At 38.3% G+C, this 16215-nt stretch carries 18 protein-coding genes; all 18 read right to left on the bottom strand.

The window, feature by feature from the left end; translation table 11 throughout:
• Positions 1 to 18: 18 nt before the first annotated feature.
• Positions 19 to 576, bottom strand: coding sequence for a WxL domain-containing protein (locus tag IAE53_RS10420; protein WP_148423690.1), 558 nt, complete (start codon positions 574 to 576; stop codon positions 19 to 21).
• 1102 nt (positions 577 to 1678) lie between these two features.
• Positions 1679 to 1822, bottom strand: coding sequence for a hypothetical protein (locus IAE53_RS10425; RefSeq protein WP_200136460.1), 144 nt, complete (start codon positions 1820 to 1822; stop codon positions 1679 to 1681).
• Positions 1823 to 1856: 34 nt separating this feature from the next.
• On the bottom strand, positions 1857 to 2030 hold the full coding sequence (locus IAE53_RS10430; protein WP_200136459.1) for a hypothetical protein: 174 nt from the start codon (positions 2028 to 2030) through the stop codon (positions 1857 to 1859).
• A 90-nt stretch (positions 2031 to 2120) separates the two neighbouring features.
• Entirely contained in the window at positions 2121 to 2510 is a 390-nt protein-coding gene (locus tag IAE53_RS10435; RefSeq protein WP_200136465.1) for a DUF805 domain-containing protein, read from the bottom strand.
• Positions 2511 to 2608: 98 nt separating this feature from the next.
• Positions 2609 to 3082 (bottom strand): holin, encoded by a 474-nt coding sequence (locus tag IAE53_RS10440; protein ID WP_200136458.1) that lies wholly within the window; start codon positions 3080 to 3082, stop codon positions 2609 to 2611.
• Positions 3083 to 3091: 9 nt separating this feature from the next.
• The gene (locus tag IAE53_RS10445; RefSeq protein ID WP_200136457.1) at positions 3092 to 4183 is read right to left on the bottom strand and encodes a GH25 family lysozyme; all 1092 of its coding nucleotides are present in this window, start codon (positions 4181 to 4183) and stop codon (positions 3092 to 3094) included.
• Positions 4184 to 4186: 3 nt separating this feature from the next.
• Positions 4187 to 4450: a hypothetical protein gene (locus tag IAE53_RS10450; RefSeq protein WP_200136456.1), complete on the bottom strand. Its 264-nt coding sequence runs from the start codon at positions 4448 to 4450 to the stop codon at positions 4187 to 4189.
• A 39-nt stretch (positions 4451 to 4489) separates the two neighbouring features.
• Complete coding sequence (locus IAE53_RS10455) at positions 4490 to 5308, bottom strand: hypothetical protein (RefSeq protein WP_200136455.1); 819 nt, start codon at positions 5306 to 5308, stop codon at positions 4490 to 4492.
• 13 nt (positions 5309 to 5321) lie between these two features.
• Positions 5322 to 6425 carry a hypothetical protein gene (locus IAE53_RS10460; protein ID WP_200136454.1) on the bottom strand — a complete coding sequence of 368 codons (1104 nt, stop codon included), beginning with the start codon at positions 6423 to 6425 and terminating at the stop codon, positions 5322 to 5324.
• The gene (locus IAE53_RS10465) at positions 6398 to 9124 is read right to left on the bottom strand and encodes a phage distal tail protein domain-containing protein (RefSeq protein ID WP_233610746.1); all 2727 of its coding nucleotides are present in this window, start codon (positions 9122 to 9124) and stop codon (positions 6398 to 6400) included. The genes IAE53_RS10460 and IAE53_RS10465 overlap by 28 nt, the downstream gene beginning before the upstream one ends.
• 15 nt (positions 9125 to 9139) lie before the next feature.
• Positions 9140 to 13240, bottom strand: a complete 4101-nt coding sequence (locus IAE53_RS10470) for a tape measure protein (RefSeq protein WP_233610745.1) — start codon at positions 13238 to 13240, stop codon at positions 9140 to 9142.
• A gap of 15 nt (positions 13241 to 13255) precedes the next feature.
• The gene (locus IAE53_RS10475) at positions 13256 to 13399 is read right to left on the bottom strand and encodes a hypothetical protein (RefSeq protein WP_200136453.1); all 144 of its coding nucleotides are present in this window, start codon (positions 13397 to 13399) and stop codon (positions 13256 to 13258) included.
• A gap of 80 nt (positions 13400 to 13479) precedes the next feature.
• Positions 13480 to 13923 (bottom strand): hypothetical protein, encoded by a 444-nt coding sequence (locus IAE53_RS10480; RefSeq protein WP_200136452.1) that lies wholly within the window; start codon positions 13921 to 13923, stop codon positions 13480 to 13482.
• An 80-nt stretch (positions 13924 to 14003) separates the two neighbouring features.
• Positions 14004 to 14639, bottom strand: coding sequence for a phage tail protein (locus IAE53_RS10485; RefSeq protein ID WP_200136451.1), 636 nt, complete (start codon positions 14637 to 14639; stop codon positions 14004 to 14006).
• A 4-nt stretch (positions 14640 to 14643) separates the two neighbouring features.
• Positions 14644 to 15015, bottom strand: coding sequence for a DUF806 family protein (locus tag IAE53_RS10490; protein WP_200136450.1), 372 nt, complete (start codon positions 15013 to 15015; stop codon positions 14644 to 14646).
• Entirely contained in the window at positions 15012 to 15440 is a 429-nt protein-coding gene (locus IAE53_RS10495) for an HK97-gp10 family putative phage morphogenesis protein (protein ID WP_200136449.1), read from the bottom strand. Before IAE53_RS10495 ends, IAE53_RS10490 begins: the two co-directional genes overlap by 4 nt.
• Positions 15433 to 15777: a phage head closure protein gene (locus IAE53_RS10500; protein ID WP_200136448.1), complete on the bottom strand. Its 345-nt coding sequence runs from the start codon at positions 15775 to 15777 to the stop codon at positions 15433 to 15435. Before IAE53_RS10500 ends, IAE53_RS10495 begins: the two co-directional genes overlap by 8 nt.
• A complete protein-coding gene (locus IAE53_RS10505) occupies positions 15758 to 16096 on the bottom strand; it encodes a head-tail connector protein (RefSeq protein ID WP_200136447.1) in 339 nt (112 codons plus the stop codon). The genes IAE53_RS10500 and IAE53_RS10505 overlap by 20 nt, the downstream gene beginning before the upstream one ends.
• Positions 16097 to 16215 lie beyond the last annotated feature (119 nt).

The following is a 16215-nucleotide window of genomic DNA, read 5'->3' on the forward strand; positions in this document are numbered from 1 at the left end:
TAGCATTTAACAGCACAATTACTCAAGACCACCATCGTTTATAGTGTATGTGATTGTACCTGAATAAGTACCGGTCTTGGCAGCAGCATTATTGACTGTTATATGTCCTGTTGAATTGGTTGTAGCTAGGGTACCGTTAGAATCAGCGCCACCTGAGAGAACGGTATTAGATTCCAGAATATTTGCTCCAGTAGCACCAGTCAAAGGGGATGACGCTGTCGTATCAATTGACATAGCAGTGACAGGTAATGTGTTATCACCACTAGTCATACTGGAAGCTAAAGCAGTCACGGTGTAGCCACTTGATCCGCCACGTTCATCAGTCACTTGGAGATTACCAGTTCCTGCAACATGTCGTGATGTTTCTGAAGTTGATGTTGTCATTGACTCCCATGCAAAACTTGGCACACTGTCTAATGTTAGCGCGCTAGGACTTCCTGTAATCGTTAGACTGGTAGTCCCGTTTACAGCATCGCCCGCAGCTGCGTTAGCGATAAGTGGCGCACTAATGGCAAACGCACCAGTAAGCGCAACAGAAACAACGATAGCTGTTATTTTTTGAGTGTTTTTTGTCATAGCTTTCTCCCGTCATCGCCACCCATCTGGTTCATATTTTGATTTGAATATGGTAGCGTTTACAATTAATTTATTACACCATAATTATAACATATATTTTCATATATTTATCAATTTTAGTGTTTTATAGTCATTTTAAGCGTGAGAAATAACATTATGATAACAAAAAAACCGTTCTATCAAGAAATTTGATAGAACGGCTAGAATAGCGCTAGAGGGAGCATAACTTTGTTGTTTTAAAGGCTTTCAGAGCTTGTTGTAGCAAATTTGTAGCAAATTAAACACCGACCAGATAAATTTCTAGTCGGTGTTTTATGTTCTGATGGTAAAAAAATTAGCCAGTTTTTACACTGACTAATAGGGCTTTGAAGTAGTAATCAATAGGGAGATTACACTTACAATTATAAATGACTTACTATTTTATAGCAAATAAAAAACTACCAATTATTGTGTGATGTTTTAAATCGTTATTTTTTAACGTTTAAATCAATGCTTGGCAGAATTCCTATTTTCGATTCAACTAATCGTACGTTGTTATGAAAAATAAAGCAAATAAAAAGATCACCTTTTGAACATAATTAGATTTGGATAAGATCTATTTATAGATGAGCGTAATGCGTAGAATCATTACTCGTTAAGTATACCCTATTTTTAAAAAGAAAGTACAACAAAAGCCCAATAGCAAAACGTGTTAATTGAAAACGTACATAAAAGTCTATTGAGCCTCATTAATCATATCATGTTTCGAGTTCAAAGCAAATAAAAAAGACCTGATAGTGTAACATCAGATAAACTATCAGGTCATGTAATTGTCTTTCAGGAGTCAACTACTTGATTAACTATACAGTATAATACTCGAATGAGCAATAATAAAACCCGGCAGGAGTAATAACAAATACTAATCAGTTCCCCAAACGTCCTACCGAGCAAACAGATTCTAATAAATAAAAATTAATTGAATATTAAAACCCAACAATACAATAGGAAGATTCCGAATAGGAACGAAAGAAAAATTGTTGGGCTGACTACATGTTATCACTCTTACTTTTTGAAAGCAAATAAAAACCCGCCCAACCAGAAATAATCCAGTCGGGCGGTTTTTTTACTTTACATTTTTCAAATCTTCTTTAAAGTCATCTACCATTTCTTTTGCACCATCTACTGTTTCTTTTGCTACAGTAGCTGCCTTCTTAGGTGATTCAGTAACGGCGTTTTTAACTTTATTGAGCTTGTCTTCCAATGCCATAATATTGATGTCTCCCTCTGTGCGGATAGTAAAATTACTTATCAATTTCTTTCTTACTATCTTCTTTGTAGTCATCTAGTGTATCTTTAACAGCCTGCTTTGTTGCACTAGTGACATCTTCTGCAGTTTCTTTAATTACGTTAGCGCTAGTTTTAGCTGCATCAGTAACAACTTCCTTAGCAGCATTCAACTTTTCATTCAATGACATATTATTCCCCTACACTTTGCTAAACATTAATATTATTTGTTGATTTAGTGTCTCTTATTTTGATAATTTCTAAACTTACAATACAATTTATCACAAGATTCTTGATTGATTATCAATCCAACGAGATTCAGACGTCGTCGGTAATATCATCAATATGAAGAACCAAATTGAGCCAATCAATGGTACTATTTGAATGAAAATCCAACCAGCGCTCCTGTTGGTATCGTGCAATCGTCTCGCTTTAATAGTTAAAGTTGCAATCCACACTAGTATTGCAATGAGTTTAGCCACTGTATTAGTTGTTAGATCAGTGAAGTTGTATATATCTTCAATTGAATGACCCTGTATTTTTTCTACGATACTGATTAAAATACCACCAATAAAATAGTTAATTATGATTGGAATCCAATATTGGGTTCTGGTTGCCGTTCCATTCCAAACAAACATTTTCGTCCAAAATTCTTTATACGCAGTCATGATATCCCCCCGAATGATTTATTTATAACATTCTGACATAAATGAGTTTGATATGCAAACAAAAAAGCCTAACCAAAACTGATTAGGCATATTTATATTATTCAATTTTGTAAGGCGTTAACCTTTGCTTGTGCATCAGCTAATGCTTGTTGTGCTTTGGCTAATTCATCAGCCTTAGCTACTTCACTAGCTTGTTGCGCTGCTGCCTCTTGTGTTTGGGCTTGTTCAGCTGTCATCTGTGGGTACGTCTGATTCAACTCATTAATCAATGCAGCATATTCTTTTTCAATAGCATTCTTGATTATTGCTTCATCCGTGTCTGATAAGCCTAATGCTGATAAAGCTTGTTTGACAATATCAACGGCACCAGACTTCTTTGCTTCACCCTCTAGGTATTGTGTCACACCCAACTTTTGCATAGCTACGATTGCAGCTTTAGCCAATGGTGATAGAACGTTAATCAACGTTGTGGCTTTGCTATTACCAGTAATGACTTTACCAATCCAACCACCTATGATTGGAATAGATGCCAAAGCGATTGCGATAATAACATCTGAAATACTATTTACTTGCATGTGATCTCCTTATTTGATTGTTGCAAACGACTTCATCATTGATACTGGCTCGCCACCGATTTCAACGTTAATCGTTGTAGCAGTTTGTGAAATAACCTTGTACTTACCGTTCAAAGTAAAGTATTCCATACGTCCGTTGTTTCCTTGAATGTATTGATTCTTCAACTTATTACCATATCGGTCAGTCAAAGTTAAGGCTGAAATTGGAATATAGTTGTTGTAATCAATCACTGGAATACTCATATCAATGTTGACACCGTACATTTTGTTATTGTACTTAGTCCAGTAATCAGCCACGTAGACACCGCTAAAGGTTGCGTAGCGTGTCTTTGTTGGTGTACTTGGTGTGTTGGTTGACTGTGATGGCTTTGAAGCCGTTTGCTCGGCAGGCTTGTCATTATCCAATGAACCAACCACCATAACGTTACCGTCAACACCAAAATGATTATCTGCGTACTGCCAAATCTTCACGTTGGAATAATTTGGGAAGTATTGCATAGGCGGCGTTGCTTGATGTGCTGTAGTCAAGTACCAAGCTAACCACAAAGCGTTTGGATAACGGGCATTGATACGGCTCAAATCAACGTATGAATTGACGTAGCTTGTGTAGCTATAGAACATCGGCTTATAACCAGCAGCGTAAATCCGATCCATAAAGGTCAAAATAGCTGTCGTGTTGTTAGCCTTGTTAGCACCAGCCCCCGCTTCATAATCTAAAGCAATGTAACTACCCTTAGCTAATCCAGCGTTCTGCGCGTCTTGTACAGCTAGTTGTGCGTGATAACTCGCCTCACTAACTGAATCACCAAACTCACCCCAGAAATAACCACCTGTTTGCATACCAACGGCATCAGCGTTATGAATTTGGGCGTATGCTTTAGGATTCACATAATGGCTACCCTCACCACCGCCGCGTCCGCCTAGCTTAACCATAGTGAACTTATCACCATAGCTCTTAAACTGGCTGAAATAGCTTGTGGTTGTACCCTGATAACTGGCAACGTCAATACCTAATGTATTGGCTGATACGCCTGAAATTGTGGCAACTAAAAAGGCAACCGCTCCAATTGAAGCAATCACCCATCGTTTTAATTTATTCAATTTTCATACCTCCTTGTGAAACAGAGTTTTAATCTGTTCTGAATGTTCTGTCAGCTTTAAGTCATGACCATCAACGCGATCTTCCAGCTTTTTAAAGTCTGATTGACTTTTGACTAAAGCGGTGTTTAAAGTTGTGAAGTTTCCATTTAATTCATCAATTTTAACGCTCAAAGGATTGATGATCACAACTTTTACTAGCCCTGTTAATACTCCAATTAAAATTGACCCAATCGTCAACCAACTTAATACATCATGTGGCCATATCATCTACGCACCTCCTTTCATTGACTTAATGTCAAAATATTCTTAACCAATAAAATAGATGATTGTTCCTGAAGCATGTGTAAATGAACTGGCTCCAAATGTATTAGTGTTCCAACGCGCATATATATGATCAGTACTAACAACCCCCGTAGCTGGATAAGTATTGCTATTGTTATCATCAAAATTGACAATGGGAAATAGCATCGCTTGGTACGGGGTAATGGCAGGTGCTATATCTTGCGTTAGCTTAAATATTTGGTTCTTTCCGGATGTTCCGGTCAAATCAATACCATCAAATATAATTGTAACCATGTTATTGATGACACGATATTTGGCATACTGGTTAGACTTAGAATTAAATTTTGCGCCGTCTGCCAGTGTCATTTGCTTCCAACCCGTATCGTTAAAAATTGAATTAGTTTGAACTATAGTAGCCGAATTACTTGTTGTTGTAAATGTCGCTAACGGCAATTCGTAAATGTAACCTCCGTTGTTAAGATCGTCTTGTGTCAACGAACCAACTACGGGTAAAACATATACTTGATTTATCGTTGCACTATAGCCGCTTTGTCCCGGAACACCAACAACAGAATTGGTTTTGGTCAAATCAACAACAATACAAATTTTTCCCGTACTATTAGCTGGTAGTGTCACTGATTCATTAGATGTAACTTCCACTAAACGCCCTTGAATAATTGCTTGTCCTGTTCCTATTGTTACTTGTAACCCATTTGCCGTGATTGCAAAATCATTACCGCGTCTCAACACACCATTTGATTCTCCAGTTAGAGCATGAATTACGCTGGCGTCTTTACTTGCAGGAACCGCCTGCATATCAAATTGATAACCTGTAATAGCCATTTTATGTTCTCCTTTAAATGTCTTCTAATAAGTCTTTTAAGTTGTTTCTAATATTTCCAAATAACAACGTCACTGTCTGACTCGTTCCACTACAAGTGAATCCGGTCAAAATACTTTGATAACTGGTTTCTTTATACCTTATATTAGCTAATGTTCCAATCATTAAATGCTCAAAATCTATGCTTTCTTGCCCCTCGGTCATATCAACCTGAATTAAATGGCTATAATTATTACCAGTCAATGACCCTTGTGCTACTGACAAATAGCTTGGCTTATCACTTTGTGTACTATCGTACAGATAAACCGAAACTTTGCAGGGTTGAATTACATTATCATTCAATGTTGCAGTGACCTGACCATCAGTTGTCAGGTAATACGTTGCTAACACATTAGGGACCTCCATATCTTTGGAAGCCTGATCAATAATTTTAAGACAATTTGTGTACCCGCGATTCAAACGCGAGTCTTGCACTGACCAGTTAACCAAATGACTATCCTTGTCAGTCAAGTTTAACGTCGTCTGTGTCGATTTTCCCACGACAATATTAGGGTGATAAACCGGAATGTCGGTACTTTTATTAACTGCCAGTCCATCAACTTTAAATGTAACGGCGTGTAGCTTTAAACCTCTGATCAAATAAGTTAAAAAACTCGTCGTTGTGATATTTTCAGAAACACTGACCGAATAAGGCGTAGATGATGTACTGGCAATACTACCAGCATCAAATATAGTGGCGTTGTTTTGCTTGATAAACATTTTAAGCAGATTAACAAGATGTGACTCATAACTATTACCGCTTTTATTAGTCACAATAATGTCGCCATCTAGTAGACCATAAATATATTTTGTCGTGACGGTGATGACATTGCTATCAGTAGTCGTGTCGATTGAATCAACATAACCAAAATACAAACTATTGCCTGACCCTTTCACTTTGATTGCCACATAACTTTGTAAATCAATTTTCACCCCTGTTAATGAAAAAGTTGACGTTTCATTAGAAAGGTAATCCATGCTAAGCGAAAAATCTGAACAAAACGTTGTTTCAGTTGGCTGAAATTGTGAATTAAAAATATCGACTTGAACAATCATACTAACAGCCTCTCTAATTTCCACTGCAACTTTGCCGTTACACTTGATGGTAGACTCAATCTGATAGACGAATTGCCAACTGGTAAAGTCACAAAGTTTGTTCTGTTTTTATCTTGGTATGGAATCGCCGACTGGTATGAACCATCATTTTCATAAATACGCGCATACTCATCATCTGGCATCGAGCTAACAACTAGCCTTTGGTTGGCGTTCAGGTTGATGAAATAACGGTCACTTGCAAAAACCTCACCGTTTTGAATCACGTCCCATGAGGGTTGACTCAGCGGGCCATAAATTGTGATTAGCACCGGCGATCCTTTTTGCGTTCCGTAATAAACCGAATCATTTTGCACCGTAAAACCAAGTGAATTTGCATTCTGTGGCAAATAGACATACGGTTCTAAATGCGAAAAAACCGACTCGTCATTGTCGTTATTCTGCCAGGGTGTTTCCTCTTTTCCCAGTTCAACTTTTACATTTTCAATGGTAATCGTTCCTAAATAATGATTGACTGATCCACGTAAAAAGACAGCTTGACTAGTGTTGGTGTCAGCTGGGAATGTATACAGTGCCACAATGTGATTAGCGCCTTTTGTTAAACCACCGATATAACCCGATACAGCGTCCCAAGAGGGATAATCGTAAAGTTGTAAGGCAAGGGCTGATGATGAGCTCATATCGTCTGACAAGATAGCATCAAACGAGACCGTCACAGTGTTTCCCATCACTTTCTTATCAAGTTGATACAAAAACGTTGTGGCGTTGATATCGGAATTATCACCAATCAATACCATTGGTGTGCCTGTCCCTTGTGCTAGGTTATCATTCATAAATTTGTACTCTGGAAAATTAGCCACCGCGGTCTGCCCTAAATCAACGTGGTTGAGATATGATGCCGCACCACCTGTTTCAACATAATAGCCAATACTTGGATCACCAACAGAGAAAATAGAATACCCCAAAAACCATGGTTGGTCACCAAAGACATCCGTCCAGCAATTAAACCAGTACTCTTGAATAGTCGATGAGTGAGTATCACCCTCAGGCATAACATAATTCCATGGAATACTAGCAGCACTTGAAAAATCAGGGACGCCTAATTCACCAAATAAAATTGGTTTTTTCCATTTGTCATAAAAAGCCTTAACCTCGTTGAAGACGTTCTGACCACGATTGTATTTTGGCACATTGAAGATGGATGTCTCTAAATCTGAAAGAGTTGGATTCTGTTTATCCGTTAATTCAAAATAAGCGGCTATGGCAATGATATCAACGTATTGCCAAATACCACTATTTAATTTTTTCTGATAAGCTGCCTGAGTACTACTATCCCAAGTAGCCGTAACCCAATAATTTGTACGATAAGCAATCTGACCATTATAAATTGCTTTAGTGTTTGTGATCAAAGTCGCCCATTTTGAGGTATAAGATTCCATATTAACCAAGTTAGAGGCAACATACATCGCATAGACGTGATATTTTTCTCCTAACGCAGCTACCTTATTCACAGCATTGCCCCAGTAAGTGAACCAAGTATTCATGTCATCAGGAACCCATTCGGTTTCTGGTGTCACACCTTGATTAACATATGGATAAGGCTCCAAAATAATTCTAGTGCCATCTCTAAAACCTTGTATCGCTTTAATGGCTGCCTCTAACTCAGCTAAATCGTCATCAGAAACGACTGGCTTAGAGTCGTTTTTATCAACTGCGGTCAATTTAACGTTCAAAGTAATCGTATTCAAATTAAGAGTTTGAATTGCACTGACGATATTGGATAACTTACTGTTAATCCACGCTGAAACGTTACCGGACTTAACTCGCTTAATAAAGTTATCTTCTGGCGCGATTACCCACGGCGTGGCTGTATCGTTCATTTCAATCTTTAATCTTGAAACGATGACTTGACCGGTCACGTTGTGTAGCGTCATGGTGACGTGTTTGTAATTTCTATCCGTAAGATTAAAATTGTATGCGACCTTTGTTTTGCTTTTACTTAAAGTTTGAGCACTCATGATTGTTTGAGAAACAACATCTGTACTGGTGGAACTCAAACTAACATCAAAAGTCCCCGAAGCGTTTTGACCAATAACCTCAAACGAGATGACACATTCTGCACCGAGATTAACAAAATCAGTTGATAGATCATACAAGTCAAACGATTCTGTGCTAGTGTTGGTGCCATCATTTGTCGATGGTAAGTAAGTTTTCAAGGCAAAATTACGACCTCCTGCCTGTGCAGCCTGACCGTATATCTTGCCATAAGTCCCATAGTTACTATCCAATTCATATTTAGTAGAGGTCAAAGTATTTAATTGATACCATGGATTGATAAAATCTAAAGTAAATATTTCGTTTAAACGGTCTGTGGCGAATATCGTACTGCCGCCGATTTCTGTTTTAGTCAAACTATTTACTTTAGCATCGCGATACCAAGTGCCTGAATCCGTTGTATAAGTGAGCGTCAATGGCTGGTAGGCCAAGAATTCTGCAAAATCTGCAAAGGTTTGATATGAATCACTTTCAATATCGCCAAACAAAACATTTACTTGTAATTGTCCTTGAGCTACTTTAGTATCAGTATTTTTAAAATAACTTTCCAACTGACTATATGTGTTTGTAAATTGCACACCCAAACCCGTCGGAGTATAAGAACGCAAAACATCATTATTGATGCCAACACTTTCCTGCTTGGCGTTCGTTAATTGAAACATTTCTGGCATCTTGCCCTCCTGTTTTTAATAACTTCTAATTGCTCGATTAACCATCGATTTCGATAAACCATCTAATGCTGTCGTTGATAACGGTTCATTACCTTTTTGAGTTTCACCCAAAATACTTGCCAATAACTGCGTGACCGTTGCCAATAGCGTGTTACTTTGTGCTAATTGTGATGACAATTCGCTGTCATTAGAAGTTGATGAACTAGCACCATCACGAGCAGCCATTGCTACGGCCGTCTTACCAAGTAACTCAAAACCACGAGATGACTTGATGCCGGACAAGGGGATAATCATTTCTGATTTATCACCCTCACCAACCTCAACCATTTGATTTTTGGTAATTAAGCCACCGTTTTCATAACCGTGTCCTTGTCCCAAATAAGATAGGTTAGATCCATAGCGGTTTTTAGCATAAGCCAAAGCCGCCAACAAGTTATCGTAACCATTGAAGATATTTTTGTGACCAGGGAAAGCATAAGCATTAAAAGTAGCAGAGATTGTCTGCATTAGTCCTTTAGCTAAGTCACCACTCACTGTATTCACATCTGTGTAGCCACCTTGCACAGCCTTTTCATTACCACCTGATTCTGTTTGAATCTGACGGAGAACTTTATTGACCATATCAGAGCTGGTGCTCAAGTTGTTAGCTTTCAGTGCCTCTTTGACTTGTTCAGTCCAACGTGTGACACCTGAACCAGATGGCGCACCGTTACCACTTCCACCGTCTTCGTCTTGAACTTTTTTTAACCCTTTAGTGAACCATTCAGCCACACTATTGGATAACTTGTCCCATGTTCCTGTTGCGAGTTGACCAAAGTTACCCATACCAGAAACAATGCCACTGGTTGCCTTAGAAATCAGCGATTTAACAGCTGATAACGGACTCTTTAAGAAACTCGTGATAGCGTCCATCTTGTCACCTATCCAACTGCCAACGTCAGACAAAGCACCTTTAGTCCAGTCAATCGCAGAACCAACAACACCACCGTTAGCGTATTTCTCTATGCCAGCCATTGACATGATCGCTTTAGTTTCTTTTCCGTTATAAACACGTGTACCAACAGGCAACGCCATCACTGCATTACGCTGTTGCGACATTTTCATTTCGCCGTTCGGTAATTGAATCAGTTCTTTCCAATGTTCACCCGCACCATCATTGACCATTGCCAATTGTTGCTGAACAATACCACCTTGTTCAAACTTAACAGGCTTCAAATGATGAATAGATGTCTCATGTCCAGTAAAGAACTTCCATACTGAATCAATACCATCAACGCCTGCGTTAATAACGCTCAAAACGCCGTTAATACCATCTTGTGCAAAGCCTTTAATATCTTTCCAAATACCACCAAAGAAACTGCTTAAACCACCCCAAACAGAGCGCCATGTTGAACCAATACCACCCAAAACACTTGATATAGTACTACTAATGCCGTTAATTGCATTGCTGCCTGTTTTTGAAATTGACTTCCAAATACCAGTAAAGAAATTTGAAACCCCATTCCACTTGTCTTGCCACCACTTAACAATGCCACTAACAATGTTAGAAATTCTTTCGCCCATTCCTTTAACGAAATTAACAACATCTTTAACTAGCTGATTGACTGCTTTTCTGAACTTATCATTATGCTTGTAGATTAAAGCAAAGGCACCAGCAAACGGATTAACAAGCAGTAGTAGTAACTCTTTCCAGTCCTTTTTAGCAAAGTTCAAAACCTTGCTGAAGAAACTTGACATAGTTTTCCAAGCCTGACCAAACCATTTCCCGATACCCTTGAAAAAGTCTTGCGCACCTTGAACCAATCCATTAACAAAAGTTCTGAATTTTTTATTGTGCTTATATAGTTCCACAAAAGCTGCAATTACTGCTGTAATAGCTGTGATTATTAGTATGAATGGATTAGCTTTCAAGAAATTAAAAGCTAACTTAATTCCAGATCCTGTCGCTTTCGCAGTCTTAACTAATCCAGCCATTGCTATTGAAGCACCCTTAGTCGCAATTTCAGCTGTGAATTTTAATCCCTTAGTAATTGCCGACTTAGATGCGCTCAAACCTTTCTTAAAAAGTTCTAAACTCTTTGAGGCACCTTTGGTTGCTATGTCAGCCGTCCAATCTAATCCTTTTTTTATTCCTCGGCCAGTTGTTGTTAATGTTTTGCCAAGCAATGTCAATTCTCTTTCAGACTCTTTTCCGTCTACTTGAGGTTTAATCACTAAACCTTTTGCAAATGAACCTAAAGCACTGACTTTGCCAAAAGTTGTCATTGTTGCTAATGCTCCCTTTAGAGCTACATCAAATCCAATGATGGAACCTGCAAGTATTTTGAAAGACGTTGGGTGTTCTGATGCGAATTTACCTAACTTTTCAAGCAATGGTAAAGCAACTTTTAGTGTGGATTTCATCACACCAAAGCCAGCTCCACCAAATTCTTTTGTCATCTCAAAGAAGTTTTTAATATCGCCTGCATGTTTCGCTACAAAATCGCCCAACTTCTGAATACTATCGGCTGTAAAATTAGCCATATCTGCAATAGGATTCGTCTTAGATTTTCCGAATGATTCACTAAACGCTTTGACAACTGTATTGACAGACTTATTAGCAGCCTGTCCAATTCTATCAAATGATTTATCAACATCAGAACCGTCTAATGATTTGGATAACCCAGCCAACATTGTGTTTGACTGACTAAAAAAGCCCTCTGTTATTTTTCCAGATAAGCTTTTATATCGTTCTTCAAAATGATTGGTAAAACCATCAAATGTTTTGTAGTAGTTATCAAGACCTTTAGGCTTAGCGTCAGACATTGTTTCTATTGCCTTAGCCAAATCTTGCATTGACAGCTTACCACTCGAAGCCAGCTCCGAAAGTTTATCTTTAGAGACGTTCATTGATTTCGCTAGAGCGTCGCTGAATCCCGGTAACTGTTTGTTCAACTTAGTAATAGATCCAGTTGTAATTTCACCAGAAGCATTTGCTTGACTAAATTTTGTAATTAAACCGGTTAATTTGTCATCACCCATACCTGTGGCACGACCGAGATTGACAAACGCATCAGATAGTTTTTTTGCACCATCTGTATTTTGTGTTAAACCGTATGTCTTCTTGGTTAACAGCGCTACGGTATCAGAAGCATAACCAGACTCTTCCTTAACACTTTTGAAATTAGTTAATAAATCACCCGCTAACTTTTGATTGCCACTAGTGAAGTTATCAAAACCGACCTGAATATTTTGCATTTCTTTATCATATTCAATGCCGGCGTCAATCACGCCAGTAATGTGTGACTTGATGGAACCCAAAGCATTCGTAACACCAGTTGCAACAAGGTTTCCCATAAATACTGCTTTAAATCGACTTCTTGTACCCTCTAAACTTCTGTTTAAAGACTCTATCTGTCCTCTAAAGCTGGTAAAACCACTTGTTTTTGGTTTCACTTCCGTGTTATTAAAATGCTGTATATCACGAGTAGTTTCAGCGACCTTTGCGCCCATCTGTTCAACACGTAATTGTTGACGTTTATAGGCATCACTGTTCTTGTCGCCACTTTCAGATAGCTTGTTTAACTCATTCTTTTGAATGGTTAACATCTGATTGTACTTCTCGTTGGAACTCTTTAAGTTATCAAGCTTAACCTTTTGAGCTTCTTCTTTGTTGCCCTCAGCTTCAAGTTTTTGTACTCGTGCGTCTGTTAGATCATTGCCGTGTTTAACTTCGTCATTCAGCTTAGCAAGGCCTGATTCTTGATACTTATAAGCCTGTTCTGCCTTAGCAAGTTGACCGTTGTAACTAGCATATTGACGTTCTGCCTTAGCTAATTCATTAGTCAAATAGGTTTGCAACTCTTGACCTTTTTTAGTGGTCGTGTTGTTGTTTTCCAAAGCTTGCTTTAAATCATCTACCTTAGCTTTTTGCTTTTCGATAGTGGTTTGTAAGCCCTCATATTTGGCTTTTGAAGCATTTAGTGTATCACCCGCTGCCTTGTACTGGTTTTCCATGATTCTGGATTCAGCACTAGCACTCTTAACTTCTTGCGTTAATTGCTTAATCGCTGCCGCTGCACTCTTAGAATCAAGTGTCAGGTTGGTAGCCATTTCATTAACAATTTGCTTTGCCATTTAATGTCCTCCTTTCTAAATAGATTGTTCTGCCGTTTCTGGGTCGATACCCAATGAAGCCATAAACTGTGAACCTGTCATTGGTCTGTCTTCTTGACTTTGAGCGCTCAAAACCTCGTTTAAACGGTAAAAGTCCTCTTCTTCAAATTGAGAGGGCATAATATGCAGGTTAGACAACACTTTTTGCTCGTTATAATCAAAGTCCTTAATAGCGGTATCTAAGGTGTCGTATCTTTCTATTAAGCTTCTAAACCCGTTTCTTCCTCACTAGCTTTTTCAGTTTTAATGTGAAGAATTTCTGATGAAATTCGCATTGCAAGCTCCTGCGTCTTTTCGTAATCCAAATCATCTAGTTTTTCAGATAACTTATCGGGCAAATTCAACATATCGGAAATGTATGCAATCATCTTGTCTTGAATAGCTAACATTTTGTCGATAGACTGTTCGTAAGCTTCAATGTCATCATCGTCATCAGATGATTCAACTTCTTCACCAGCATCAATAGCAATTTTGCGAGCAGCTTCTTTTTCTTTTTGAGCTTTTTCTCTTTTTGTACTATCGATTTCTACACTCACCATATCTTTCTGAAATTTCCATGTTTTGCGAATATTCTTATTTGATTCTTTTACCTCAAATAATTTTGAAATTCCAAGCTCTTCTTTAACGCTGATTTTAACAGTCATGTATTTTCTCCTATAATAATTTTAGTTTTGGAGCCTCGTTTTGAGACATAATAAAAAGCCGCCTAAGCGACTTGTGAAGATTATTGACCAGTTGTAGTAGTAGCTGTTGTCTTGAATACATCAGCCAACATAGCTGCGTTATCAAACTTTGAAGCAGAACTAAAGTAATACTTACCAAAGCCATCATTACCACGCTCTAATTGTGCAATGGTCAAAACGTCCTGTGTACGTGATTCTGTTGCACTGTTAGAAGTCAGAGTTGCAGATGCTTCGGAAGCATTACCCATGTACATTCCAACATACACTGGCTTAGTCTCGTCAAACGATTCTGATGATTCAGCTAGGACAGCTAAACGAACGTTTGAATTTTGTTTACCAGTAATGGTGTAACCACCTTTACCATCTGACGGCATGCCGAGCGCAGCCATTTTAATTTCATTTGGCAGTGCGTTTACAGTTAATACTGCTTGCGCTGATCCCTTACCGGCTGCCTTGTAAACAATCTTGTTGTTTCCAGCGATATCTGTTGTAGAACCAACCAAGTTGGTAAGTGCCAATGAAGCGACACCATAAGAATTGTCAACAGTTATGTCGAAAATCCCCAACTTATCCGTTGTAGCTGTGTCAGTATACTTAAAAATACCGTTCGCACCAGTAAGCACAATACCGTTTTTATCTACCAGAGCTATTTTTGCTCCTGCAATACCTAATGACATATATTTATTTCTCCTTTATAACTTTGTTTCGTGTGACTTGAATTGTTTGATAATCCTGTTCAGTATCCGGGTCAGTCTGACGACCTTTAATGTCAGTGATCGTATAGCCATTTGCAGTTAAGAACTTCATCAGTTCAATTTCTACATCGTCATAATCTAAATCACTATCAACCGAATAGTAGATTTGGATAACAATATTTTGAGCAACGGTGTTAAAAGTATCACCACCATAACTACCCAAACTGCTATATGCGTCCCTAACTAAAAGAGACGTCTGATTTGCAGGCGCCTCTTGTGGGATTAACTTAGGATAAATACCGTCAGCCCAAGTCACGTGTTTTTTTATTAAATTAAAGGCATCCATTACTACTGTCATGAGCTACCTCTTTTCCCTTCAACGATTCGTTTGAAGACTTTTGATTGCGCTTTTAACACTTCTTCCGAAGAATTGTCACGAGCGTTATCAATAAAGCTATCGCCTTTAATATATCGTGTCCCATCGTTTAAAAATCTAGCAATACGAGAATGGTCGGCGTCTGGTTTAGTAAAACCAACAGCAGAACTACCATCAGTTACTGTCCCTTTTAGCTTTCCAATTTGAATACTGTCAGCAAGATGAGTCATATCGCCAACTTTACGATTAGCGTTGTAGTGACCTGCGTCTTTTGTCGCTTGCTTTAGGTTTTTAGCAAGCACATCTGCACCGGCTTGTGTGATTTCTTCACGCTCCTCAATCGTCAAGTTAACCACACCACCTATTTCTTGCAACATTTCATCAAGTTGTTCTGATAAATTAGCCATTCTTCACCACCTTTTGTAAGGTTATAAGGTCAACAGTATCACGACCAAATGACTTATCAGGACTGATATTGTAGATACTATAAACAGTGTCGTTAATCTTAACGTTTAGTGTTTTAACTACTGAATCATCATGGCGAATAGCAATTAATATTGTTTCAGTGCTGTTGTTACCAGCAAATGTGTACTGTTGCGTTAAATTTTGTGTTCGATAACCAAACCACCTTGAAAACGATGATACAAAACCCTTAATCGGATTCCCGTTCTTAGGATTGTAACCAATTGTTCCCTCAACGCCAAATTCAGCGCGTTCATTAAACTCAAGTGGATTTATCGCCATCAAATACCCCCTTATCTGCTAAATAATCGGCATAGTTGCCTCTTAATTGGGCAATGATTGAATTAGTGGCCAAGTCAACCGGAAAGGATTGAACTAATGACAGCGAGGTCCTAAAGGTATAATATCCACTTGCCAAAGCGATGGTAGCGACATCTACAAGTGAAGAGATATTGACATCAGCATAAAACTTATGGTCATCAGTGCCAATAGCATTCTTAATGTAGTTAGTTGCTGCTAAGATATATCCATTTAACAAATCATCATCAGCCGTAGAATCAACTCGCAACGAGAGCTTTAAATTTTCTAAAGTTACTGTCAAAATTGCCTCCTTTCTGGGTAAAATATAATCATTATAATCAGTAATAAAATTACACTTTTTAAATGAGAAAATGAGAGACATCTTCAAAATTACAAAAATCGTGTAATTTCATCAAAAAA

This window comes from Leuconostoc sp. S50 (assembly GCF_016624925.1).
Classification (GTDB): Bacteria; Bacillota; Bacilli; order Lactobacillales; family Lactobacillaceae; genus Leuconostoc; species Leuconostoc pseudomesenteroides.

Bases quoted from the DNA above. Each gene is read 5' to 3' on its own strand.
- IAE53_RS10480 (WP_200136452.1), bottom strand. From the start codon at position 13,923: ATGACTGTTAAAATCAGCGTTAAAGAAGAGCTTGGAATTTCAAAATTA.
- IAE53_RS10495 (WP_200136449.1), bottom strand. From the start codon at position 15,440: ATGGCTAATTTATCAGAACAACTTGATGAAATGTTGCAAGAAATAGGT.
- IAE53_RS10500 (WP_200136448.1), bottom strand. From the start codon at position 15,777: ATGGCGATAAATCCACTTGAGTTTAATGAACGCGCTGAATTTGGCGTT.
- IAE53_RS10450 (WP_200136456.1), bottom strand. From the start codon at position 4,450: ATGATATGGCCACATGATGTATTAAGTTGGTTGACGATTGGGTCAATT.
- IAE53_RS10440 (WP_200136458.1), bottom strand. From the start codon at position 3,082: ATGCAAGTAAATAGTATTTCAGATGTTATTATCGCAATCGCTTTGGCA.
- IAE53_RS10485 (WP_200136451.1), bottom strand. From the start codon at position 14,639: ATGTCATTAGGTATTGCAGGAGCAAAAATAGCTCTGGTAGATAAAAAC.
- IAE53_RS10470 (WP_233610745.1), bottom strand. From the start codon at position 13,240: ATGGCAAAGCAAATTGTTAATGAAATGGCTACCAACCTGACACTTGAT.
- IAE53_RS10430 (WP_200136459.1), bottom strand. From the start codon at position 2,030: ATGTCATTGAATGAAAAGTTGAATGCTGCTAAGGAAGTTGTTACTGAT.
- IAE53_RS10475 (WP_200136453.1), bottom strand. From the start codon at position 13,399: ATGCCCTCTCAATTTGAAGAAGAGGACTTTTACCGTTTAAACGAGGTT.
- IAE53_RS10455 (WP_200136455.1), bottom strand. From the start codon at position 5,308: ATGGCTATTACAGGTTATCAATTTGATATGCAGGCGGTTCCTGCAAGT.
- IAE53_RS10425 (WP_200136460.1), bottom strand. From the start codon at position 1,822: ATGGCATTGGAAGACAAGCTCAATAAAGTTAAAAACGCCGTTACTGAA.
- IAE53_RS10490 (WP_200136450.1), bottom strand. From the start codon at position 15,015: ATGACAGTAGTAATGGATGCCTTTAATTTAATAAAAAAACACGTGACT.
- IAE53_RS10420 (WP_148423690.1), bottom strand. From the start codon at position 576: ATGACAAAAAACACTCAAAAAATAACAGCTATCGTTGTTTCTGTTGCG.
- IAE53_RS10465 (WP_233610746.1), bottom strand. From the start codon at position 9,124: ATGCCAGAAATGTTTCAATTAACGAACGCCAAGCAGGAAAGTGTTGGC.